This is a genomic window from Mesorhizobium sp. M0037, assembly GCF_040323635.1.
In the GTDB taxonomy this organism is placed as follows: domain Bacteria; phylum Pseudomonadota; class Alphaproteobacteria; order Rhizobiales; family Rhizobiaceae; genus Mesorhizobium.
Genome location: NZ_JAMYVB010000004.1, coordinates 234,337 through 258,562, shown reverse-complemented (window position 1 = coordinate 258,562; position 24,226 = coordinate 234,337). Strand labels below are relative to the sequence as shown.

The following is a 24,226-nucleotide window of genomic DNA, read 5'->3' as shown; positions in this document are numbered from 1 at the left end:
TCGTCTACGCCTTGATCCTGCTCATCGAAGAATCGTACATCGGTTCGAGATGAATGTTGGCCGGCGTCCGTTCCATCGCGACCACCAGCTCATAGTCCCCTGAGCTGAGAAAATCGTCGCTGACGCCATCGGCGTTGCGGACATAGCCATAGCCGATGTTCTTAGCCAGCGTGTAGCCATAACCGCCGCTGGTGAGATAGCCGACCGGTTCGCCATTGCGCAAAATCGTCTCGCGCCCGACCAGCACGATATCGGGATCGTCGACCGTGAAGCCGGCAAAGCGTTTCTTCAGGTCGGCGCCGCTGATCTTTTTGAGCGCCCGCCGGCCGACGAAATCGGTGTTCTTCCTCAGCTTCACCGCCCAGCCGAGGCCGGCCTCCTGAGGCGTGTCGTTGGGGGTGATGTCGGAGCCCCAGGCGCGGTAGCCTTTCTCCAGTCGAAGTGATTCCAGCGCCCGGTAGCCGATCGGCCGGATGCCGTGCGGCTTGCCTGCCGCCATCAGCGTGTCGAAAATCTCGCCGGTGGCGGCGATCGGCACATGCAATTCCCAACCAAGCTCGCCGACATAGGTGACGCGCAGCGCCCGAACCGTATGGCCGGCAGTCGTGATCTCGCGGATATGGCCGAACGGGAAGGCGGCGTTCGAGACATCGGCATCGGTCACGGCAGCCAGAACGTCGCGGGCGCGCGGCCCCATCAGTGACAGCGTGCCGAAATCCTCAGTGACATCTTTCAGCGTCACGTCGAGACCCTTGCCGACATGGTCGCCGATCCAGGAGAGATCATGCGTGCGGAAGCCGGTGCCGGTCACGACGTAGAATTTGTCTTCGGCGAGCCTGGCCACCGTCAAATCGGCCTCGATGCCGCCGCGCGTGTTGAGAAGCTGCGTGTAGGTCAGCCGTCCCACCGGCTTGGCGACATCGTTGGCGCAGATCCAGTCCAGCGCCTTAGCCGCATCCGAACCCGCCATTTCGTATTTGGCGAAGGACGACTGGTCGAAGATGCCGACTTTCTCGCGCACATGGCGATGCTCCTCGCCGACCGGGCCAAACCAGTTCTGCCGGCCCATGGAATAAATGTCTTCGGATGTGGCGCCCTGCGGCGCGAACCAGTTCGGCCGTTCCCAGCCGAGCTTGGAGCCGAACACCGCGCGGTGCGCTTTCAGCCGCTCGTAGAGCGGCGAGACGATGCGCGGCCGGCCCGAGACGTACTCCTCATGCGGAAAGCCGATCGTGTAATGCTTGCCATAGGCTTCCAGCGTGCGATCGCTGACCCATTGCCGGTCGCGGTGCAAATTGGAAAAGCGCCTGATGTCGACCACCCAAAGGTCGAGCGGCGCTTCACCATCGACAACCCATTGCGCCAGCACCCAGCCGGCGCCGCCGCCGGAAGCGATGCCGAAGGCGTTGAAGCCGGCGCCGACGAACATGTTGGCGCATTCGGGCGCGACACCGAGGATGAAATTGCCGTCCGGCGTAAAACTCTCCGGCCCGTTGATCATCTGCTTGACGCCGACCGTCTCCAGCGCCGGCACGCGCGCGATCGCCTGGCTCATATGCTGTTCGAAATGATCGTAGTCGTCGTCGAACAGGCGGAACTCCCAGTCGTCGGGGACATCGCCGCCGGGCAGGCCGGTCGTCCAGGCCTGCGGGTTCGGCTCATAGCCGCCCATCACCAGCCCGCCGACCTCTTCCTTGAAATAGGTGCGGCGGTCGGGATCGCGGATTGTCGGCGCGTCGGTCGCCAGCCCGTCGATCTTCTCGGTGATGATGTACTGGTGCTTGACCGGTTGCAGCGGCACGCAAATGCCGGCCATCGCGCCGACCTGGCGTGACCATTGCCCGGCGCAGTTCACCACCTTGTCGCAAGCAATGTCGCCCTTGTTGGTCTTCACCGCGGTGATGTGCCCGTCCGTCATGTCAAAGCCGGTAACGCGGACGTCCTCGAACAGCTTGGCGCCATGCATGCGCGCGCCCTTGGCCAGCGACTGCGTGATGTCGGAGGGGCTGGCCTGCCCATCGGTCGGCAGCCAGGAGGCGCCGACGAGGTCGCCGGTCTCCAGCAGCGGCCACATCTTTTTGACCTCCCCCGGCGACAGCAACTGCATGTCCATGCCGAAGCTCCTGGCCGTCGTCGCCAGCCGTTTATATTCGGTCCAGCGGTCGGCATTGGTCGCAAGCCTGAGGCACCCGGTCATCTTCCAGCCGGTAGCGAGCCCGGTTTCGGCTTCCAGCCCCTTGTAGAGCTCGACCGAATATTTGAGCACGCGGGTGATCGAGGCGGACGAGCGCAGCTGGCCGACCAGCCCGGCCGCGTGCCAGGTCGAACCCGAGGTCAGCTTCCCCTGTTCCAGCAGCACGACATCGGCCTTGTGGTCGCGTGCCAGGTGATAGGCCGTCGAACAGCCGATAATGCCGCCGCCGATGACGACGATGCCGGCATGTGTAGGCAATGTCATGACTGTGTCCCGTACTTCGTGCGGTAATTGTCCAGCGCCCCGTCGAGCCGCGTCAGGTTCTCCGCGGTGTAGGCGACGTAGTCGATGCCGGGCGCGTCGAGGTAAAGTTCGGAAACCATGCTCCACATCGCCTCGCGCAGCAGCGAGGCGCATTGCATGGCCGCGTGCGAGCGGCGGATCGCCTCATCCGGCTCGCGCATGAAATACGCCGTGAGGAAAGTGAAGGACTCCGCGTCGCTCATCTCGGCGTTGGAGGCAGCGCCGGCAAGATCGAACATCGCGGTGTTGAAACCGGCATATTCGAAATCGATGAGCCACAACCTGTCGCCATCGTCGAGGATATTTGCCGGCAAAAGATCATTGTGGCCGAACACGATCGGCAGCAGCTTCTGCGCCCGCTCCAGTTCGTCGGCTAGCGCCAGCAGCCTGGGCAGCTCGTCCCGCTTGCGGCTGCCGCCTTCGCTCAGCGTTCGCGCATAGTCGCGGATGACATGGAAGACCCAGAACATGAAGCCGGCGCCGGAGATGTGATTGGGCATCTCGCGATGGAACCCGCGCATAAGGGCTGCGACGCGGCCGATATTGGCGCGCACATCCTCGGCGACAAAGGTTTTCGCGCCGAGGAATTCCGTGACCATAATGCCGGGTTCGGAATGGCGGACCGCCGGCGCGAAGCCTGCGGCGTGCGCCGCGCGGGCCGTCATCACCTCGCGGTCGCGAAAGACGTGGTGAAATGGATAGTCCTGGCCGAAGCGCACGACATGCCGCCCGGCTGCGTCCTTGACCAGATAATTGGCGTTGCTGAGGCCGCCCGGCAGCGGCGCAATGTCGATGTTGCCGTTCCAGCAGGGCAAGGCCCGGATGCGGTCTTCAGCAGTCACGGGACCATCCCTGACTTTTGCGGAGCTTTCCTGGGCGCCATGCGCCGCGTAACGAGCGTTGGGAAACGCAAAAAATCTCGTCGGTGCGGGACGCAGGAACTCCTATCCCGCGCCGCACCGACGAGCCCCTCTGGCCAGGTTTTGATACCCGGTCTCCGCCCCCGCGGATTTGAGAAACTTTTGTGCCAGTTCAAACCCAGACGGTCTGGCCAGACGGTCCGGTCCGTGAATTGCGGCTCTGCCATCACCCTCCCGTGGCAGTTCCGAAGCTGTCACGCCGTCAATGTCACGCCAGTGCTACGTAACTGTCAATGAAATGTTGTGACTTTTTTTGGGTGTTTTGCCCGAAACCACGAGCAATTCCTTTAAAAACGGCGGCATTGCCCTAAAACCGGGCAGGCCGCAAATTCAGGAAGCCAGATGATCCATTCGAAACGGCATGGCGAAATCCTCCGCCTCCTCAAGGAAGAGGGCACCGTCACCATTGCCAGCCTCGCCGACCGGCTGGGGGTTTCGCTTGAAACGGTGCGCCGGGATGTCAAGCCACTGACCGGCAATGGCTCGGTGCTCAAGATGCATGGCGCCATCGGCCTGCCGTCGATGGCCGGCGAAGCGCCCTTCGAGCGGCGTATGCGCGACAATGCGGAGGCCAAGCGGCTGATCGCCCGCATGGTCGCTGCCACCATTCGCGACGGTGAATCGGTCATGCTGGACACCGGCACCACGACCTCGTTCCTGGCCCGCGAACTGCTCGGCCACCGGCGGCTGACCGTGGTCACCAATTCATCCGACATCTCCCGCACGCTGGCCACCGTCAACGGCAACAAGGTCTATATGGCCGGCGGCGAATTGCGCAGCGATTCCGGAGCCGCCTTCGGCGCCTCGGCGATCGATTTCGTCAGCCGCTTCTCGGTCAGCCATGCGGTGATTTCGATCGGCGCCGTCGATGCCGCCGCAGGCCTTGCCGACTACGATCTGGAAGAGGCGGAGTTGGCCCGCATGGTGCTGTCGCGCGGCCAGCGCTCGCTGGTCATCACCGACCACACCAAGTTCGGTCGCCAGGGTCTAGTCCAGGTCTGCGGCTTCGACGGTTTTTCCGAACTCGCCACCGACCAGCCGCCGCCGCGCGACATTGCCTCGGCACTGGCCGAGGCTGGAGCGCGCCTCAGCATCGCTGCCGCCTAGCCAAACACCAGCGACTGGTGCGCCGCGATCCCGGCCCATGCCGCTACCCGATACCACGAAGGCGATGTTGTGCATCATGCGCGCCGCGTCGCCGGCCGCATAAGATGTCGTTCTGGTGAAAAATTGTTTTTCAATCATCCGGCTCTTCGCAATGTCCATGCAACTTGGCAGCCGCAAACAGCGCCTCGTCGAAATGCGGGCCGGGCGAATCGCCCGCATCAGCAATGAGGCCACCATGCTGCAAACGATGCCTTGTCTTTCCTGGACGCTTGCGCGCTCCGACCTGGAAGCCGACCCGGCTTGGCCGGACATTCCGCAACTTTCCGCCGGCGACGGTGTATTACGGTGTATAAGGTGTCCAGGATCAAGAACCTCAAAACCTATGACTGGCGCTTCGCATGACTGATCCACTGTCGGCGATCCTGGGCTTCGGCCTGCTCGGCGTCGGCTGTCTCGCCTTCACCGAAAAGATCCTGCCGCTGCCGCCCTCGCATGTGCTGCTGCTGTTCCTCGGCATGACGGCAGCCCCCGATCTCCCGGCGCTGGCGATCCTGCTTCTGGTAACGACGCTGTCCGCCATCACAGGCTGCCTTGTCTGGTATAGTTTGGGTCGTCGGATTGGCTTGGATCGTGCCGACAGGCTGGTCCAGCGTTTCGGCAAATATGTCTGCTTGCGCTATGCGACCTACAGCAAGCTTGGTCAGGCCTATCGCCGCCATCATGTCCGGGTCTCCTTGCTGGCGCAGTTCATCCCGACGGTTCGCAACTATCTGCCGATCGCGGCCGGCGCGCTCCGTCTTCCACTCTTGCCCTTCGCGGCGGCGACGCTGCTCGGCGCCACGCTATGGAACACCGGCTTCCTCGTCACCGGCTACCTTATGCGCGGCAGCGGCCGGGATTCCTATGCCATCGGCTTTCGCATCATCGTCATCGTTTTGGCGCTGGAGACGGCGTTTATGCTCGCGCTTCGCTACGGTCCTGCTTGCCGGCGGCGCCTCGGGTTCGGCTGACCAGGAGGCGCCTCAAGCCGTATGGGTATAAGCTCCGCCTTCGGCTTTCCTTCCCCGGCGCGCCGGTGTTTAGTCCGGCCATGGCTTTCACCATCCGCCAGCTGCAGTTCTTCATTGCCGTCGCCGAGCAAGGCACGGTGTCGGGCGCCGCACAAAACCTCTCCATCTCGCAATCCTCGGTCACCGAGGCGATCAAGGAGCTGGAGAGCGATCTCGGCGTCGAATTGTTCGAGCGCCATCCGCGTGGCCTCAACATTACCCACAAAGGCCACCAGTTCCTGCGCCATGCGACCAAGATCCTGGCCGACGTCTCCGACGCGCGCCGCGCTTTTTCCGACGACCAGGTGGTGGCCGGCGGGCGGCTGCAGCTCGGCGTCACCTCGCTGGTCGCGGGCTATGTGCTGTCCGATCTGCTGGCGCGCTACCGCCGCGCCTATCCCGGCGTCGATGTCTCGGCCATCGAGGACAATGGCGACTATCTCGAACATCTGCTGATCGGCGGCAAGCTCGACATTGCCGTCATGGTCACCTCCAATTTGCGCGACCGCACCGCGCTGCAGTCGGAAATCCTCGAGGTCTCGGCCTACCGGCTGTGGGTCCCGCTCGGCCACAAGCTGGCCAGCGCCGACATTATTGGCATAGGCGACATTGCCGGCGAGCCGCTGATCATGCTGACCGTCGACGAGATCGAGGAGAACACCGGCAAGCTTCTGGCGGCGATCGGCGCCAGGCCGCATGTCGCCTTTCGCACCCGCTCGGTCGAAGCGGTGCGCAGCCTGGTCGCCACAGGTGCGGGCGTGGCGTTGCTGCCCGACCTAGTCTACCGGCCTTGGTCGCTGGAAGGCGACCGCATCGAATCGCGCGACATTTCGGGCTCCCTGCCGGTCGTCCAGGTCGGCATGGTCTGGCGCCGCGGCTCCGGTCTGCCGCAGGCGTCGCGCGACTTCATCGGCCTTGCCCAGTCGCAGCGTATGGTACGCCAGCAGCGTTGATACGGTGTGTGCTTATCTATCGGAAAAACCGATATCGCGTTTCTGATAAATGAATTTGCGAAACCGGAATTTTCCGAGCACTTTTCATCTGGGACGAAAGCCGCCATCAGAGCGGCAACGTGCCATCGGATGAACTGACGCTTTTCAGCCTGCGGCTGACTGCGGCGGCGACTCGCTTCGCAGTCAGGCGCCAAAATGGGAGATTGACGATGAATTCATTCCTGAAGACGTGCACCGCCTTGACGGTCGCGCTGACCTTTTCCGGTCAGGCCGTCGCCCAGGTCAAGGAGCTCGGCAAGGGCGAAGGGGAGGTCAGCATCGTTGCCTGGCCGGGCTACATCGAGCGCGGCGAAACCGACAAGGGCTATGACTGGGTGACCTCCTTCGAGAAGGAGAGCGGCTGCAAGGTCAACGTCAAGACCGCCAACACCTCCGACGAGATGGTCTCGCTCATGAATGAGGGCGGCTTCGATCTGGTCACCGCTTCGGGTGATGCCTCGCTGCGCCTCGTCGCCGGCAAGCGCGTGCAGCCGATCAACACCGATCTCATCCCGAGCTGGAAGGCGGTAGACGACCGTCTGAAGGATGCGCCCTGGTTCACCGTCGACAAGGTGCATTACGGCGTTCCCTATCAGTGGGGCCCGAACATCTTGATGTACAACACCGATGTCTTCAAGGAAGCGCCCAAGAGCTGGAACGTCGTCTTCGAGGAAATGAACCTGCCGGACGGCAAGTCCAACAAGGGCCGCGTCCAGGCCTATGACGGCCCGATCCACATCGCCGACGCCGCCAACTATTTGATGTTCCACAAGCCGGAACTCGGCATCAAGGACCCGTACGAACTGAACGAAGACCAGTACAAGGCAGCGCTCGAGCTGCTGCGTGTTCAGCGGACGCTGGTCGGCCGCTACTGGCATGACGCCGCCATCCAGGTCGACGATTTCCAGAACGAAGGCGTCGTCGCTTCCGGTTCGTGGCCTTACCAGGTCAACACGCTGGTTGCCGCCAAGAAGCCGGTCGCCTCGACCGTGCCGGAAGAAGGCGTCACCGGCTGGGCCGACACCACCATGATGGAGGCCGACGCCGCGCATCCCAACTGCGCCTATATGTGGCTTGAGCATTCGCTGTCGCCCAAGGTGCAAGGCGATGTCTCTGCCTGGTTCGGCTCGCTCCCCGTGGTGCCCGCTGCCTGCAAGGGCAACGAGCTGCTCGGCGAGGAAGGCTGCAAGACCAACGGCTACGAGAACTTCGACAAGATCAAGTTCTGGAAGACGCCGGTGTCGAAGTGCGCCACCCAGAACGGCCAGTGCGTGCCCTACTACCGCTGGGTGTCCGACTATATCGGCGTCATCGGCGGGCGGTGAGCTCCCTTAACCCTCCCCCTTGTGGGGAGGGTCGACGCGCAGCGTCGGGGTGGGGGCAACGCTGACGTCCGGTGCTAGTCACCCCACCCGGGGCTTCGCCGCGACCTCCCCCATCGAGGGGGAGGTGAAGTGCCGTGCCCGCTGGCCTGATTGGTGGCGGCACGAACCACAAACCGGCAACAGACGGATAGCCCATGACATCGGCCGTTTCCTTCCAGAAAGTCTCTCGCCATTTCGGCAGCGTGCGCGCCGTCGATGCGGTCGATCTCGACATCGTGCCCGGCGAGTTCTTCGCCATGCTCGGTCCGTCGGGGTCAGGCAAGACGACCTGCCTGCGCCTCATCGCCGGCTTCGAGCAGCCGACATCGGGCTCGATCTCGATCTTCGGCGAACGCGCCGAGGGCGTGCCGCCCTACCGCCGCAACGTCAACACCGTGTTCCAGGACTACGCGCTGTTCCCGCATCTGAACGTGCTCGACAATGTCGCCTACGGGCTGATGGTCAAGGGCATCGCCAAGCCGCAGCGGCATAAGGCGGCGGGCGAAGCGCTGTCGCTGGTACGTCTGCCCGGCTATGGCGCCCGCCGTCCCGGCCAGCTCTCCGGCGGCCAACGCCAGCGCGTTGCACTGGCCCGTGCGCTGGTCAACCAGCCCAAGGTGCTTTTGCTCGACGAGCCGCTCGGCGCGCTCGACCTCAAGCTGCGTGAAAACATGCAGGAAGAGCTGAAGTCGCTGCAGAAGGCGCTCGGCATCACCTTCGTCTTCGTCACCCACGACCAGGGCGAAGCGCTGTCGATGGCCGACCGCGTTGCCGTCTTCAATGACGGCAAGATCATGCAGATCGGCACGCCGGAAGACATCTACCAGCGGCCCAGGACACGCTTCGTCGCCGATTTCGTCGGCTCCTCCAATGTGTTGCCGCCGGATTTCGTCCACCGCTATTCCGGTGAGCACCGCTGGGGCAGCCTGCGTCCCGAATCCATCCGCATCGGCAGCATTGCGAAAGGCGAAGGGGTTGCCGCGCGCCTGGTCGGAACCAACTATCTCGGCGCTACCACAAAACTGGCGTTGGACGCTGATGGCCTGAGGCTGCACGCCATCGTGCCGGCCGGCACGAAACTGCCGGCGGAAGGCGAAGCGGTGGTGCTGACCTTCAACCGCGAGCATTTGCATTTGATGGACGAGCCGGCATGATTAAGGTTGGCGCCAAGCCCCCCCCCTCTGTCCTGCCGGACATCTCCCCCTCAAGGGGGGAGATTGGCTGTTCTTCCCGGTTTCGCCAATCTTCAACGTTGGGGATTTGGCGGGGCAGCGAAACTGCTGATCTCCCCCCTTGAGGGGGAGATGTCCGGCAGGACAGAGGGGGGTGTGAAGGAACGCGGCTTCTCAGGGTTCCTTCAGCACGCGGTCGCCCCATGACCATCGCCGCGCTCGACCCAACCACCGCCCCCGCCATCCTGCCCGGCAGCGGCGGCATGCGCGGTGCGCTGTCCGACCTGTTCTGGCGCAAGCCGCAACTCCTGCTGTTCCTCATGCTGGCGCCGCCGGTGCTGTGGTTGGGCGTCGTCTATATCGGTTCGCTGTTCGCGCTCTTGGCGCAGAGCTTTTTCTCGATCGACGAGTTCTCCGGCCTCATCAACCACGAATTCACGCTGAAGACCTATGGCGACCTGTTCCAGCCCGCCAATCTCGACATCATCCTGCGCACGGTGACGATGGCGGTGCTGGTCACGCTGGCCTCGGCCGTCATCGCCTTCCCGATCGCCTATTATGCGGCGCGCTATGCCCGCGGCCGCTGGAAGGCGCTGTTCTATCTCGGCATCATGCTGCCGCTGTGGTCGAGCTACCTCGTCAAGATCTACGCCTGGAAGCTGATCCTCGCCAAGGAAGGCATTCTGACCTGGCTGCTCGCCAAATTGCATCTGCTTTGGATGCTCGATGGCTGGCTGTCGCTGCCGGTCGTCGGCGGCAATTCCCTGTCGGTCTCCGCCACCGGAACCTTCATCGCCTTCGTCTATGTCTGGCTGCCGTTCATGATCCTGCCGGTGCAGGCGGCATTGGAGCGCGTGCCCGGCAATCTGGTCGAGGCGTCCTCCGATCTCGGGGCGTCGCCGGGCCAGACCTTCCGCAACGTGCTGTTCCCGCTGGCGCTGCCCGGCATCGTCGCCGGCTCGATCTTCACCTTCTCGCTGACGCTGGGCGACTACATCATCCCGCAGATCATCGGCACGTCGCGGCTGTTTATCGGCCAGGCCGTCTATTCGCAGCAGGGCACAGCCGGCAACATCCCGCTCGCCGCCGCCTTCACCGTCGTGCCCATCGTCATCATGGGTTTCTATCTCTGGGGCGCCAAGCGCATGGGGGCCTTCGATGCGCTCTGACGGTTCGCAATCCGCCCCGCTCGGCCTCAAGATCGCAGCCGCTTGCGGCCTGCTCTTCCTGCACCTGCCGATCCTGCTGATCTTCGTCTATGCCTTCACCACGGAAGAGAAGAGCTTCGTCTGGCCGCCGCCGGGGCTGACCACGCAATGGTTTGCCGTCACCTGGAACCGGCCGGATGTCTGGCAGGCGCTGTCGCTGTCGGTCCGTGTCGCCGCCATCTCGACGGCGATTGCCTTGATCCTGGGCACGCTGTGCGCCGCCGCCGTGTCACGGACGAAATTCTTCGGCCGCGAGACGATCTCGCTGCTCGTCATCCTGCCGATCGCGCTGCCCGGCATCATCACCGGCATCGCATTGCGCTCCGCCTTCTCACTGGCCGACATACCGTTCTCGTTCTGGACGATCGTGCTCGGCCACGCCACCTTCTGCGTTGTCGTCGTCTACAACAATGCGGTCGCCCGTTTCCGCCGCACTTCCGGCTCAATGATCGAGGCCTCGATGGATCTCGGCGCCGACGGCTTCCAGACCTTCCGGCACGTCGTGCTGCCCAACATCGCCACCGCTCTGCTTGCCGGGGGGATGCTCGCCTTCGCGCTCTCCTTCGACGAGGTCATCGTCACCACCTTCACCGCCGGCCAGCAGCAGACCGTGCCGATCTGGATGCTGGAAGAGCTGATCCGCCCACGCCAGCGTCCGGTCACCAATGTCGTCGCCATGGTCGTGGTGCTGGTGACGCTGCTGCCCATCCTTGCCGCCTATTACCTGACCCGCGACGGCGACCAGATCGCCGGTTCGGGCAAATGAAGAACAGCGAATAGGGAGTAGCGAACAGCGAATAGGGGAGATTGCACGACCAGCCCATTCGCTACTCGCTATTCGCTACTCGCTCCTGACCGAGGAGAACCTGCATGGACACCCAGATGCTGATCGGCTCGAAGTTCGAGAACGGCACCGAGACTGAGGAGCCGATTCTGAATCCAAAGACCGGGGCGACCATTCTCAACCTGCCTGAAGCAAGCCAGGCGCAGATCGAGGCGGCTGTTACTGCCGCCGGGCGAGCATTCGTCTTGTGGTCACGCACAACGCCGGCGCAGCGCTCCGGCTATCTCCTCAAGATCGCCGACCGCATCGAGGCCAACGCGCGGGAGTTCGCGGCGCTCGAGGCGCTGAATTGCGGCAAGCCGATCAACGCCGTGCTCAATGACGAGATCCCGGCGATCGTCGACTGCTATCGTTTCTTTGCCGGCGCGGTGCGTTCGATGCCGGGCGTGGTCGCCGGCGAATACATTCCCGGCCACACCTCGATGGTGCGGCGCGATCCGATCGGCATCGTCGCTTCCATCGCGCCGTGGAACTATCCACTGATGATGATGGCCTGGAAGCTGGCGCCGGCCATTGCCGGCGGCAACACCGTCGTCTTCAAGCCGTCGGAGCAGACGCCGCTGACGGCGCTGAAGCTGGCCAGGATCCTGGCCGAGGTTCTGCCCGAGGGCGTCGTCAATGTCGTGCTCGGCCGCGGCGACAGCGTCGGCAACACGCTGATCAATCACGCCAAGGTCAACATGATTTCGATCACCGGCGACGTCGCCACGGGCAAGAAGGTGCTGCAGGCCGCCGCCAAGTCGGTCAAGCGCACGCATCTGGAACTCGGCGGCAAGGCGCCGGTCATCGTTTTCGACGACGCCGACCTCGGCGCCGTGGTCAACGGCCTGCGCGCTTTCGGCTACTACAATGCCGGGCAGGATTGTACAGCCGCCTGCCGCATCTATGCCGGCAAGAAGATCTACGACAAGCTCGTCGCCGATCTCTCATCTGCCGTCTCAACCATCAAATACAACCAGCCCGACGACACCAAAAACGAGATCGGGCCGCTGATCTCGCGCCGCCAGCGCGATCGCGTCTCGAGCTTCGTCGAGCGCGCTTCGGAACTGAAGCACATCGAGATCACCACCGGCGGCAAGCCCGGCGAAGGCTCCGGCTTCTATTACCAGCCGACGGTGGTTGCCGGCGCGCTGCAGGAAGACGAGATCGTGCGCCGCGAAGTGTTCGGTCCGGTCGTCTCCATCACCCGCTTCTCCGAAGTCGATGAAGCCGTGAACTGGGCCAATGACAGCGACTACGGCCTGGCATCCTCGGTGTGGACCAAGAACGTCTCGCGCGCCATGGCGACGGCCGCCCGTCTGCAATATGGCTGCACCTGGATCAACACCCATTTCATGCTGACCAACGAGATGCCGCATGGCGGGCTGAAGCAGTCTGGCTACGGCAAGGACATGTCTCTCTATGCGCTGGAGGATTATACCGCCGTTCGTCATGTGATGGTGGCGCATGGGTAGAGGCCGCCACTATCTCTAAGATATTCGCCAACCCGTTTTCTGTACATTAAGCGAGAGTTACTTTTGCGGTACGGCGGGAGTTCACGATTTACTGAATATTCAACCTGAACGAGCAGCTTCTTGCCGGGAAACCGCGCGGCGAGGGGTTTGCGCATGAACACGACCAAGATCAAGCTGGTACTCATTGGCGGCTTCTGTCTGCTGATCGCTGTGTTCGGCGGCAAGGACATGATCAAGAAGAGCGGCTGGCCCGAGGCGCCTGCTGAAATCCTCGCGGTCAATGTCGAATGCGACATGGAATCGACCGCCCACAAGATTGTCTACCAGACCGTCAGCACCGCCACGATCCCGTGCGAACTGGTGGATGCGTTCAAGACGGTTCATGCTGACAAAGAGTGGAAGGTGACCCAGAAATTCACCGGCACCTTGCGCGTCGGCACCGGCGCCGACGCCGTCGAGGCCACGATGGAGCTGAACAAGAACGGTGCCCGCGAACCGCAGGTCGGCGACAAGCTCACCGTCGTCCAGAACCCCGCCAACCCCACCCAGATCGAACGCACCGGCATGACCGGCACGCGTTTGACGATCGTCATTGGGGCTGGACTGCTCGGCGCGTTGCTTCTCTATCTTGCTTTCAAACCCCGCCGGCGGATGTCGAGCTCCGCCGTGGCGGGCAACCCTGCCGGAGATGCCGGCGCGGACCAGCGCGCGCGCCAGGCCGACGCCTTGATAGCGGCGGCCCTGGCCAAGCAGGCCACATTGCCCAATCAGCCGGCACGTGTCGCGGCTGCCGGATTGGCCAGGGAAGGGCGGTTTCCCGGGCAGCGGACGAGTTTCGGCCGCCGCAACTGATGGCCGAAAACTGCTGCACCTGCCACGGCTACTCCACGATGCGATAGATGTTCCAAAGGCTGGTGCCCGACACGACGTAGGGCTCCATCTCCTTGCCCCATTTTGCGTGCGCGTCGATCTTGCCGATCTTGGCGAAGAATCCCTCCAGCTGGGCAAGGCTTTCGACCTGATGATGCGATTCGACCGTCGCTTCCCGAGCGCCGATCGAACCGGTCATGATCTGGAATTTGAGGTCGGCGATGCCGACCTGAGAGCCGATCTCGCGTTCCCATTTCTTGAGCAGTTCGAGCACGGTCTGCTTGTGTCCGAACTTGGCGTCGATCTGCCATCTGGCGCTGAACATTTTTGTCTCCTCCAGTTATGCGGCCCCAAACCGCGGTTGATCTTTCGCGGTGACCTACTCGTCCCAGGCTTGCACGACGGTCTGTCGCGCAATCCGCCCATTCTTCAGCTCCAGCATCGCCGCGCAGAACACTTTCGTTCCGTCCGGATAGGCGCAGGCCTGGGTGAAGGCGAGATTGTCGCCATCGGCGATGGTGGTGTCGACCTTGTGGGTCATCGCCCGGCTGCAGATGTCGTCCCAGAACGTGCTGATCGCCGCCCGGCCGCGGATCTCGCGCGGCTTGCTCGGCGGATTGTTGCGGTCGATCACCCGCACCAGCGCGTCGTCGGCATAGAAGCTCGCCAGCATCCTGCCGTCCCGTCCTTCGATCGCTTTCTTGATCGCCGCGCCGTCCACGCTTTGCGTCTTTGTCAGCATTTCTTCCTCCATGGCCCGTCGATCGGGCGGTTGATGATCAAGCACTGCCCGGCGCGCACCGCCGGGCGTTTGTCTTTCACTGCGACTTGGCTTTGACGGCTGCGAACACGCCGTCGGTCTGTTGTTTGAAGGTCGCGAAGTCGACCTGGCTGCCGTTGAGCATCGTCGACCAGTGGCGCACGATGGCCGCCATCGCGATCGCTTCCTTGATCTCCTCATCGGTCGCGCCATTGAGCTTGGCGGCCTCGGTGTGGAAATAGATGCAGTACTGGCAGGGGATCTGCGAGGCGACGGCCAGCCCCAGCAGTTCCTTGGTCTTGCCGTCGAGCGCGGTCTTGGGGTTGAGCTGCACACCCTTGATCTCGGCCCAGGCGCCGGCAACCGCGACATCGGGCAGCGTCTTGAACATGTCCGGCACTGAGCCGAGCGTCGCCTCGATGTCCTTGTAGGCGGCGGCCGCCGAGGCATCCTCGGCTCTGGCGGGAGCGATCGTGAACAGCGCGCCAACGCCTGCCGCTATCACCAGCGATTTGATCGACCTGTTTGACTTCAGCATTGCATCCTCCATCCGCAGTGCCTTTCCCGGCGACATCCGCCTGGCCTGCATGGAGAGAATTGGTACGCCTCGACCCCACCTGGCCGCTTCGCCCGAAAGCGCCATGGTCCCTATGGCCCGTCCGGGCCAGCCTGCCTGGCGGAAAATGCCGCTGCCGCCGCCCGTGACGGCAAATCGAGCTTCAGCAATATGTTGGCGACATGACGCTTGACCGTATGCTCGCTGAGCCTCAGCTCGGCGGCGATCGCGGCATTGCTCTTGCCGTCGGCGATCAGGATCACCACCTCGCTTTCGCGCGCCGTCAGTTGAGCCGGCTCGGCGGGTTTCGCCTTGGGGCGGCAGGCCGGCTCCAGGTGCTGTTCCGACGTTGCCTGGACCAGCGCCAGCGGCTCGTCCAGCTCATCCACCGTGACACGCCCGGCATCGATGAAATACAGGCCGGACCCCGCCGCCAGATCGGCCGCCAGCCGCGACGCCAGAATGTCGCCGCGCCCGGCATGGGCGGCGATCTGCATCGTCACCCGTGCCATCAGCCCCACGGGCGGCCCGCGCATTTCGACCTCGCCGACATGGGCGCCCTGGGCGCTTGCAATGCCCATATGTTGCGCCGCATCGCGCAGTGCCGCCGCGCAGCGTATGGCCCGCGCCGGCCCGTCGAAGCGCGAGATCATCAATTCGCCATGGATGCCGGCAACGCGTCCGCCATGACGGCCGACCAGCTGCCGCCAGCTCTCCTGGAAGCGCTCGCTGCGCTCGCTCCACATGCGGTCGCCAACCCGCGCCGTGTCGTAGATGCGTGTCGCCAGAAGAGCGGCAAGCACGCGCTCCGCTTCGGCCACGGCACGCTCGCCGGTCAGGAATTCCTCGATCAGGTCGGCCACCCGGTCGACATCGCCGGTCCAGATCGGGTGGTCGCGCCCGGGGACTTCGACCAGTCGCGCATTCGAGATGTTTTTCGCCAGAAAGCGGCTGGCTCCGGGGTCCACCCGCGCGTCGTTGCGGCGATGGATGAGCAGGGTCGGTGCGCCGATCGCCGAAAGCACGCCGCGCACGTCGATCCCGGCATTCATTCGGGCAAGAGCGGCCGCTGCCGTCGGACTGGCCGACAGCCGCTCGAAGCGGGCCCACCACTGGGTGAAATGCGCATCATCTACCCGGCCGGGAGCGAAGTTGGGCAGTGTGGCGCCCGTGCCCCATTCCGTGCCGGCCGTCGCGATGAAGGCCTCGAGGCGCTCCGGCGACATCACCCATTTGTGGAAATGCGCATAACCGCCATAGAGCGCCAGCGCTCGTGTCCGTTCCGGATAGGTGGCGGCAAACAACATTGCCATCGGCGCGCCTTCCGAAGCGCCGAGCAAGGCCGCACGGCCGCTGCCGGTGGCATCCATCACCGCGCGCACATCGTCCATGCGGGTTTCGAGGCTGGGCAGATGGCGTGGGTCGACGCGGTCGGACAGGCCGGTGCCGCGCTTGTCGAACAGGATCAGCCGCGAGAACGCCGAGAGCCGTTTCAACAGCCTGGCGTAGCCCTCGTCTTCCCAATGCAGGTCGAGATTGGAGATGAAGCCGGGCACGAAAACCAGGTCGAACGATCCCTGGCCGACCACCTGATAGGCGATCCGCACGTCGCCGCTGAGGGCATATCGCGTCTCGATCGGCCTCACGTTGCTATCCCGCCCGGCCAGACGATTTCTGATCGCCGACCATAGCAGACGCCCGGCGGATGCGGCAGCCAAACTTTAGAAGACAGGAATATAACCCGCAGCGAACCGTGTTCGCCCGCCATTTCTGGGGGAGGCTATTTCTGGGGAGCGGCGCTCTCTGCACCCGTGGGTTGGACGTAGCCGATGCTCACATCGGCCTGCTCCTCGGTCTTCGGCCGCTTGATCCTGGCCGAGGCCACGACGACGAGTTCGTCAAAACCTTCGCCGCCGCTGTCCAGCATCTCGAAGAACTGGCGGCGCATCCTGGGCTCCCAGAACTTGTTGATGTGCTCGGCCACGCCCGCCACACCTTCCTCGCGGGGCCTTGAATGGAAGAAGGCGGCGATCTGGTTGGCCATGCGCACCAGCTTTTCCCCGGTGCTCGTGATGTGTTCTTCGTTATGCGACATGCTGGGCAACTCCCAAGACCACCCGTTCCGGGTGGGTGAAAACATCGAAATCGTCGCCGCGCACCAGCGCTACCAGCGTCATGCCGGCCTCATCAGCGGTGCGGATGGCAAGGGCTGTCGGCGCCGAGACGGCGATGATGAAGGCCGAGCCGATCGCCGCCGTCTTCTGCACCATTTCGACCGAGACGCGTGATGTCACCACCACCGCGCCCGATGCACCGTCAATGCCGGCCTTGGCCAGCGCGCCGGCCAGCTTGTCCAGCGCATTGTGGCGGCCGACATCCTCGCGCGCCATGACTATGCCCTTGCCGGGGATGTAGAAGCCCGCTGCATGAACTGCACCGGTTTCCGAATGCAGCGGCTGCACCTTCGACAAAAGCTTGACCGAGCGAACGATGTCGTCAGCTTCAAGCGTAAGCTTGGACGCACCAACCTTGTCGACCGAGCGCATCGCTTCCTCGATCGATTCGATGCCGCATAGCCCACAGCCGACCGGACCGGCCAATCGCCTGCGTCGCGCCTCGAAGCGCGTATTGGCCTGGTCCTTCAACCGGATCTGGATATCGATCCCGGCGCCATGGTCCTCGACCTCGATCGCCTCTATCTCGTCAGGCAACGCGATGATGCCTTCGGTCAGCGAGAAGCCGAGCGCAAAATCCTCGAAATCGGCGGGGCTCGCCATCATCACCGCATGTGTGGTGCCGGCAAACGAGAACGCCACCGGCGTCTCCTCCGGCACCATGCGGTTGGCCGATGTCGTGCCGCTGGCGCGGTGGGCAAGGCGAGAGATTTGGGTGGTGGCTGGGCGTTTTCGGGTCACGAGGCGCGCCCCTCTGCCCTGTTCGTCCTTAGCAGTAGCTGTGGAGGCTCGCGCCTTTCCTCTCCCCCGTCGATCGGGGGAGAGGTGTCGAGCGAAGCTTGAGGGAGTGGGGCTCGACTGCTCGCCAGATAGGCCGGTTTGCCTGCTCTTTGGGTTGTGCGCGACTTTCGACGGCTGCGTGTTGCGGGGCCGGCGTCCCCCACTCCGTCGCCGCTTCGCGGCGCCACCTCTCCCCCCTCCGGAGGGAGAGGAAAGGCGCCAGGCGGCTTAAGCTCTCCTTCCTGACGGAGTGGGGGTCGACCAACCGTCAAGATTGAAGCTCTCATTGTCGAACGCCGTGGCAAGACTACTCCGCCGCCTGTAGCGGAGCGATGCGGCGGCTCTGCTCGGCCTGCTCGTTATAATCGCGCTGCCAGTCCGAAGGCCCGTTGGAGGCGCCGACCTGCACCGCGGTCACCTTGTACTCCGGGCAGTTGGTCGCCCAGTCGGAGAAGTCGGTGGTGATGACGTTGGCCTGCGTGTCGGGATGGTGGAACGTTGTGTAGACCACACCTGGCGACACCCGGTCGGTGATCAGCGCACGCAGCGTCGTCTCACCCGAACGGCTGGTCAGCCGCACCCAGTCGCCATCGCGCAGGCCGCGGTTCTCGGCGTCGTGCGGATGGATCTCCAACCGATCTTCCGAGTGCCACATTACGTTTTCGGTGCGCCTTGTCTGTGCACCGACATTGTACTGGCTGAGAATGCGGCCGGTGGTCAGCAGCAACGGGAAACGCGGCCCGGTCCGCTCGTCGGTCGCGACATATTCAGTGCGGATGAACTTGCCCTTGCCACGCACGAAGCCATCCATATGCATGATCGGTGTGCCGAGCGGCGCCTTCTCGTTGCAGGGCCATTGCACGGATCCGACACGGTCGAGCAGCTCGAAGGACACGCCGGCGAAGCTCGGCGTCGTTTTTGCAACCTCGTCCATGATCTCGGAGGGATGCTGATAGTTCCAGTCCAGCCCGATCGCACGGGCAAGCTCCTGTGTCGCTTCCCAGTCGGCGTAGCGCGCCTTCGGCTCCAGAACCTTGCGCACCATGTTGATGCGGCGCTCGGCATTGGTGAAAGTGCCGTCCTTCTCCAGGAAGGTCGAGCCCGGCAGGAAGACATGCGCGTAGTTGGCGGTCTCGTTGAGGAACAGGTCGTGCACGACCACGCATTCCATCGCCGCCAGGCCGGCCGCGACATGCTTGGTATCAGGGTCCGACTGCAAAATGTCCTCGCCCTGGATGTAGATGCCCTTGAACGAGCCGTCGACGGCGGCATCCAGCATGTTGGGGATGCGCAGGCCGGGTTCGTCGTCGAGCTTCACCCCCCAAAGGCTCTCATAGATGTCACGCACCGCCTCGCCCGAGATGTGGCGGTAGCCTGGCAGTTCGTGCGGGAACGAGCCCATGTCGCAGGAACCCTGCACGTTGTTCTGGCCGCGCAGCGGGTTCACGCCGACGCCGGGACGGCCGATATTGCCGGTCGCCATGGCAAGGTTGGCGATAGCCATAACCGTGGTCGAACCCTGGCTGTGTTCGGTGACGCCAAGGCCATAATAAATCGCGCCATTGCCGCCCTTGGCATAGAGGCGCGCAGCACCCCGGATCAGTTCGGGGTCGACGCCGGACAGCTTGCCCACGATTTCGGGGCTGTTTTCCGGCAAGGCGACGAAAGAAGCCCAATCCTGGAACTCCGCCCAGTCGCAGCGATCGCGGATGAAGGCTTCGTCGAAAAGCCCTTCGGTAACGATGACATGCGCCAGCGCCGTCAGCACCGCCACGTTGGTGCCGGGCTTCAGCGGCAGGTGATAGTCGGCCTCGATATGCGCTGACTTGACCATTTCGGTGCGGCGCGGATCGAGCACGATCAGCTTGGCGCCCTGGCGCAGCCGCTTTTTCAGCCGCGAGGCGAACACCGGGTGCGCGGAAGCCGGATTGGCGCCGATGATGACGGCGACATCGGTGAAGTCGACGGAATCGAAATCCTGCGTGCCGGCCGAGGTGCCATAGGTCTGGCCGAGGCCGTAGCCGGTCGGCGAGTGGCAGACGCGCGCGCAAGTGTCGACATTGTTGTTGCGGAAGCCTTGGCGCACCAGCTTCTGGACGAGATAGGTCTCTTCATTCGTGCAGCGCGAGGACGTGATACCGCCGATCGAGGTGCGGCCGTATTGATACTGGATACGGCGGAATTCCTTGGCCGTATGGGCGATGGCCTCTTCCCAGCTCACCTCGCGCCAGGGATCGCTGACCTTTTCCCGGATCATAGGCGACAGGATGCGGTCCTTGTGGGTGGCATATCCATAGGCGAAACGGCCCTTCACGCAGGAGTGGCCGTGGTTCGCCTTGCCGTCCTTGTAGGGCATCATGCGAATGACTTCGTCGTCCTTCACTTCGGCCTTGAACGAGCAGCCGACGCCGCAATAGGCGCAGGTGGTGACGGCGGAGCGCTCGGGCATGCCTTTCTCAAGCACGGTCTTTTCACGCAGCGCATCGGTCGGACAGGCCTGCACGCAGGCGCCGCAGGACACGCATTCGGAGGCGATGAAATCCTCGTGCATGCCGGCGACCATGCGCGATTCGAAACCGCGGCCCTCGATCGTCAGCGCGAAGGTGCCCTGCACCTCCTCGCAGGCCCGCACGCAGCGCGAGCAGACGATACATTGCGCCGGATCATAGGTGAAATATGGGTTGGACTCGTCGCGGGCGATGTAGTCGACCGCCAGCGAGCCATGGCCGGGCGCGACGCCGTTTTCCTGCTTGACGTGGTTGCGGCCCTCGATGCCGAAGCGGTTCTCGGTCAGGCCGACCGATTTCGCCACAACGTCGAACTCGCTGGCGCCGGTGCCGGCCTTCTCGTTCCAGCCGGTCGGGTGGTCGGAGACGTAAAGCTCCATGACACCGCGGCGGATGGCGTCGAGCCGCTCGGATTGCGTGCGCACCACCATGCCTTCGCCGACGGGCGTCGTGCAGGATGCCGGCGTGCCGCCGCGCCCGTCGATCTCGACCAGGCAGACGCGGCAGGAGCCGAACGAGTCCAGCATGTCGGTAGCGCAGAGTTTTGGGATCTCGACCCCGCCTTCCATCGCCGCGCGCATGATCGACGTACCCTCCGGCACGCTGATGCTGCGGCCGTCGACGATCAGCGTAACCTGCTTTTGCGCCTTCGATTCCGGGGTTCCGTAATCGAGTTCTTCGATGAGTGTCGGGAAGTCGGCCTTGATATTCATCTGCCAGCTCCTATTCAGCAGCCACGCGCGCCGGCGCGGGCTTGAAATCTTCGGGGAAATGGGTGATCGAGCTCATCACCGGGTAGGGCGTGAAGCCGCCCAGCGCGCAGAGCGATCCGAACTTCATCGTGTTGCAGAGATCGGTGACCAGAGCCAGGTTCTTCTCCGGCTCGATGCCGGCGGCAATCCGGTCGATGGTCTCCACCCCGCGTATCGAGCCGATGCGGCAGGGCGTGCACTTGCCGCAGCTTTCGATGGCGCAGAACTCCATGGCAAAGCGCGCCTGCTTTAGCATGTCGGCCGTGTCGTCGAACACGGTGATGCCGGCATGGCCGATCAGCCCGTCGCGCTTCGCGAACTCTTCGTAGTCGAACGGCGTGTCGAACAGGCCGCGCGGGAAATAGGCGCCGAGCGGGCCGCCGACCTGCACCGCCTTCACCGGGCGACCTGTGGCCGTACCGCCGCCGATATCGTCGACGATTTCGCCCAGCGTCATGCCGAAGGCCGCCTCGAACAGGCCGCCGAATTTGACGTTGCCGGCGATCTGTATCGGGATCGTGCCGCGCGAGCGGCCCATGCCGAAATCCTTGTAGAAGGCCGCACCCTTGTCCATGATGATGGGCACGGAGGCTAGGCTGATGACGTTGTTGATCACCGTCGGCTTGCCGAACAGACCCTGGATTGCCGGCAGCGGTGGCTTGGCTCGGACCACGCCGCGCTTGCCTTCAAGGCTGTTCAGCAGCGACGTTTCCTCGCCGCAGACATAGGCGCCGGCGCCGACGCGGATTTCCATGTCGAAGGCGTTGGGCGAACCCAGCACGCTGACGCCGAGCACGCCTGCCTTGCGGGCGACCTCGACAGCCTTGTTCATGACATCCACCGCATGCGGATATTCCGAGCGGATATAGACGAACCCCTTGGTCGCGCCGGTGGCGATGCCGGCAATCGTCATGCCTTCGATGAGCACGAAGGGGTCGCCCTCCATGATCATGCGGTCGGCAAAGGTGGCGCTGTCGCCCTCGTCGGCATTGCAGACGATGTATTTGCGGTCAGATGTCGTATCGAGCACCGTCTTCCACTTGATGCCGGTCGGGAAGCCGGCGCCGCCGCGGCCGCGCAAGCCCGATTCCGTGACCTGTTTGACGATGTCGAGCGGCGCCATGGCCACCGCGTTCTGCAGGCCCCTCAGCCCGCCCAGTGACTTGTAGGCGTCGAGCGATAGCGGGTCGTTGATGCCGCAACGCGCGAACGTCAGGCGCGTCTGTTTGGCCAGGAACGGGATCTTGTCGGGCGCGCCCAGCCAGCGCTTGTGATGGCCGCCAGTGAGAAAGCCGCTGTCGAACAGGCTCTTGACGTCCGATGGCTTGACCGGCCCGTAAGCGACGCGGCCCTTTTCGGTCGCGACCTCGACCATCGGTTCGAGGAAATAGGCGCCGCGCGAGCCGTTGCGGACGATCTTGGCCTCGACGCCCCGTTCAGCCAGTTCCGCACGAACAGCCTTGGCGACCTTTTCGGCGCCGAGCGCCAGCGCGCCGGAGTCACCTGGAATGTAGATGCGCGGGATCATGAGCGTACCTCCCCGACGATCTCTTCGATCTTCTCGTCATCGAGCCGCCCGATCACCTCACCATCCAGCATCGCCGACGGTGAACAGGCGCACAGCCCGAGGCAATAGACAGGCTCAAGTGTAACCGATCCGTCGCGGGTGGTCTCATGGAAATCGATGCCCAACAACTGCTTGACCTTTGCGGCGATCGCATCCGAACCCATCGACTGGCAGGCTTCCGCCTGGCAGAGCTTGAGCACATGCCGGCCAGCCGGCCGGGCACGGAAATCATGATAGAAGGTCACGACGCCATGCACTTCGGCCCTCGACAGGTTCAACCCATCGGCGATGACGGGCACGGCGTCCTGCGGCACGTGGCCAAATTCTTCCTGGATCTCGTGCAGGATCGGCAGCAGGGGGCCTTCGAGGCCCTTCAACTCCTGGATGATCGCCGCCGTGCGCGACTGTATCTCGGTACTTGCAGGCTGCATCGTCACGCAGCGCCCTCCCTATCGAAGCGATCGATGCATATAATCGTCCAAAAGCATGAAGCGGTTTTGGAACAACGACATGCCTACGCCGCTTAATCGCTAAGTGCTTAAGAAATCAGAGAAAACCTCTGAAATCAATAAAGCGGTTTCGTTGCACGATAGGAAATTTCTATCGCGCCGATTGACCAGTTATGACTAGCTCAGCGATTGGCGCGGAAATCGTCTGCCAGCGCCATCGCCTCGTCCAGCAGCGCCTGCACCAGCGGCGTGTGCGGTTCGCGCGGCGCGGCGACCAGCCCGACCGTGTGGCTGGCATCCGGTTCGACGATCGGAATGGCCCGGATCGGCTCGGAAAAACCGAATGTTTCCGCCAGGTTGAGCGGCATGATCGACGACCATTTGCCTGTCCGTATGTGGGAGAACAACACGATCATCGAGTTGGATTCCAGTGTCGGCCGCACCTGCACGCCGGCCTCGGCCAGATGCTGGTCGATGATGCGGCGGTTCTGCATGTCCGGCGTCAACAAGCAGAGCGGCAGCTGGCTGATTTCGGCCCATGTCACTTTGTCGCGATCCGAATAGGGATTTCCGACCGCCGTGATCAGCTGGTAGCGCTCGTCATAGAGCGGCACGCTGGTCACCCGTCCGAGAGGCTCGTTGTCGAGATAGGTGATGCCGGCATCGACGTCGAAATTGCCGAGCAGCGACAACACCTCGATCGAGGTGCGCGACAGGATAGAGAAGGTGACGCCCGGATGCTTCTCGCGAAATGGCGTCGTAAGCCGCGCCACCATGGCGAGGGCGGTTGGGATGGCGGCAATACGGATACGCCCGGACAGGCCATGTCGCGCCGCCCGCATCTCTTCGCGCATGGTCCTGGAATCGCCGACGATGCGACGCGCCCACACCAGCACCTGCTTGCCTTCCGGCGTCAGCCCCTGAAAGCGCGAACCGCGATTGACCAGCATGACGCCGAGCTGGCCCTCCAGCTGCTTGATCCCGGCCGACAAGGTCGGCTGCGTGACGCCGCACGCTTCCGCCGCCCGGCCGAAATGCTCCTCCTTGGCCAGCGCGATGAAGAATTCGAGCTTGTCGATCATACCATCCGTCCGTTCGTTGCGCGCAAGGTCGGGGAAATTGCCTTTCGCCGCAAGCTCTACCCGCAATTGGCCATGCATCCACATCTTTGGGCCGGCTGGCTGTTTCCCCCGGCCGAACACGG

The 24,226-nt window shown here is 63.6% G+C and carries 21 protein-coding genes; 9 read left to right on the top strand and 12 right to left on the bottom strand.

The features are described 5' to 3' along the window. Positions 1-4 precede the first annotated feature (4 nt). Positions 5-2,458: a GcvT family protein gene (locus tag NKJ78_RS09730; RefSeq protein ID WP_352459240.1), complete on the bottom strand. Its 2,454-nt coding sequence runs from the start codon at positions 2,456-2,458 to the stop codon at positions 5-7. Continuing rightward, positions 2,455-3,339 carry a phosphotransferase gene (locus NKJ78_RS09725; protein WP_352459239.1) on the bottom strand — a complete coding sequence of 295 codons (885 nt, stop codon included), beginning with the start codon at positions 3,337-3,339 and terminating at the stop codon, positions 2,455-2,457. Before NKJ78_RS09725 ends, NKJ78_RS09730 begins: the two co-directional genes overlap by 4 nt. 420 nt (positions 3,340-3,759) lie before the next feature. Between NKJ78_RS09725 and NKJ78_RS09720 the strand changes: the two genes are divergently transcribed. From NKJ78_RS09720 to NKJ78_RS09680, 9 genes are all read left to right on the top strand, one after another. Continuing rightward, positions 3,760-4,524, top strand: coding sequence for a DeoR/GlpR family DNA-binding transcription regulator (locus tag NKJ78_RS09720; RefSeq protein ID WP_352459238.1), 765 nt, complete (start codon positions 3,760-3,762; stop codon positions 4,522-4,524). Positions 4,525-4,922: 398 nt separating this feature from the next. Then, positions 4,923-5,534 (top strand): DedA family protein, encoded by a 612-nt coding sequence (locus tag NKJ78_RS09715; RefSeq protein ID WP_352459237.1) that lies wholly within the window; start codon positions 4,923-4,925, stop codon positions 5,532-5,534. Between the two features lie 80 nt (positions 5,535-5,614). Next, positions 5,615-6,526, top strand: a complete 912-nt coding sequence (locus tag NKJ78_RS09710; protein ID WP_023673412.1) for a LysR family transcriptional regulator — start codon at positions 5,615-5,617, stop codon at positions 6,524-6,526. A 209-nt stretch (positions 6,527-6,735) separates the two neighbouring features. Continuing rightward, the gene (locus NKJ78_RS09705; RefSeq protein ID WP_352459236.1) at positions 6,736-7,890 is read left to right on the top strand and encodes an ABC transporter substrate-binding protein; all 1,155 of its coding nucleotides are present in this window, start codon (positions 6,736-6,738) and stop codon (positions 7,888-7,890) included. A gap of 194 nt (positions 7,891-8,084) precedes the next feature. Continuing rightward, positions 8,085-9,083 (top strand): ABC transporter ATP-binding protein, encoded by a 999-nt coding sequence (locus tag NKJ78_RS09700; protein WP_352459235.1) that lies wholly within the window; start codon positions 8,085-8,087, stop codon positions 9,081-9,083. 221 nt (positions 9,084-9,304) lie between these two features. After that, positions 9,305-10,270 (top strand): ABC transporter permease, encoded by a 966-nt coding sequence (locus tag NKJ78_RS09695; protein ID WP_352459234.1) that lies wholly within the window; start codon positions 9,305-9,307, stop codon positions 10,268-10,270. Next, the gene (locus NKJ78_RS09690) at positions 10,260-11,075 is read left to right on the top strand and encodes an ABC transporter permease (protein ID WP_023673416.1); all 816 of its coding nucleotides are present in this window, start codon (positions 10,260-10,262) and stop codon (positions 11,073-11,075) included. The genes NKJ78_RS09695 and NKJ78_RS09690 overlap by 11 nt, the downstream gene beginning before the upstream one ends. 104 nt (positions 11,076-11,179) lie before the next feature. Then, complete coding sequence (locus NKJ78_RS09685) at positions 11,180-12,607, top strand: gamma-aminobutyraldehyde dehydrogenase (RefSeq protein ID WP_023745237.1); 1,428 nt, start codon at positions 11,180-11,182, stop codon at positions 12,605-12,607. A 153-nt stretch (positions 12,608-12,760) separates the two neighbouring features. Further along, positions 12,761-13,459, top strand: a complete 699-nt coding sequence (locus NKJ78_RS09680; protein ID WP_352459233.1) for a hypothetical protein — start codon at positions 12,761-12,763, stop codon at positions 13,457-13,459. 28 nt (positions 13,460-13,487) lie between these two features. On the opposite strand, the gene NKJ78_RS09675 is transcribed toward NKJ78_RS09680, so the two are convergent. From NKJ78_RS09675 to NKJ78_RS09630, 10 genes are all read right to left on the bottom strand, one after another. Continuing rightward, positions 13,488-13,802, bottom strand: a complete 315-nt coding sequence (locus tag NKJ78_RS09675) for a hypothetical protein (protein ID WP_023732486.1) — start codon at positions 13,800-13,802, stop codon at positions 13,488-13,490. Between the two features lie 54 nt (positions 13,803-13,856). Beyond that, on the bottom strand, positions 13,857-14,219 hold the full coding sequence (locus NKJ78_RS09670) for a nuclear transport factor 2 family protein (RefSeq protein ID WP_023688799.1): 363 nt from the start codon (positions 14,217-14,219) through the stop codon (positions 13,857-13,859). 76 nt (positions 14,220-14,295) lie between these two features. Next, a complete protein-coding gene (locus NKJ78_RS09665; RefSeq protein WP_023688798.1) occupies positions 14,296-14,775 on the bottom strand; it encodes a carboxymuconolactone decarboxylase family protein in 480 nt (159 codons plus the stop codon). Between the two features lie 110 nt (positions 14,776-14,885). Then, on the bottom strand, positions 14,886-16,439 hold the full coding sequence (locus NKJ78_RS09660; RefSeq protein WP_023823790.1) for an alpha/beta fold hydrolase: 1,554 nt from the start codon (positions 16,437-16,439) through the stop codon (positions 14,886-14,888). A 134-nt stretch (positions 16,440-16,573) separates the two neighbouring features. Then, a complete protein-coding gene (locus NKJ78_RS09655) occupies positions 16,574-16,888 on the bottom strand; it encodes a formate dehydrogenase subunit delta (RefSeq protein ID WP_023673423.1) in 315 nt (104 codons plus the stop codon). Then, entirely contained in the window at positions 16,878-17,708 is an 831-nt protein-coding gene (gene fdhD, locus NKJ78_RS09650) for a formate dehydrogenase accessory sulfurtransferase FdhD (RefSeq protein WP_352459232.1), read from the bottom strand. The genes NKJ78_RS09655 and fdhD overlap by 11 nt, the downstream gene beginning before the upstream one ends. Positions 17,709-18,054: 346 nt before the next feature. Then, positions 18,055-20,967, bottom strand: coding sequence for a formate dehydrogenase subunit alpha (gene fdhF, locus NKJ78_RS09645; protein WP_352459231.1), 2,913 nt, complete (start codon positions 20,965-20,967; stop codon positions 18,055-18,057). Positions 20,968-20,977: 10 nt separating this feature from the next. Next, positions 20,978-22,534, bottom strand: a complete 1,557-nt coding sequence (locus tag NKJ78_RS09640) for a formate dehydrogenase beta subunit (protein WP_023688792.1) — start codon at positions 22,532-22,534, stop codon at positions 20,978-20,980. After that, positions 22,531-23,010: a formate dehydrogenase subunit gamma gene (locus NKJ78_RS09635; protein ID WP_023688791.1), complete on the bottom strand. Its 480-nt coding sequence runs from the start codon at positions 23,008-23,010 to the stop codon at positions 22,531-22,533. Before NKJ78_RS09635 ends, NKJ78_RS09640 begins: the two co-directional genes overlap by 4 nt. Positions 23,011-23,204: 194 nt before the next feature. Then, on the bottom strand, positions 23,205-24,104 hold the full coding sequence (locus NKJ78_RS09630) for a LysR family transcriptional regulator (protein WP_023688790.1): 900 nt from the start codon (positions 24,102-24,104) through the stop codon (positions 23,205-23,207). Positions 24,105-24,226 lie beyond the last annotated feature (122 nt).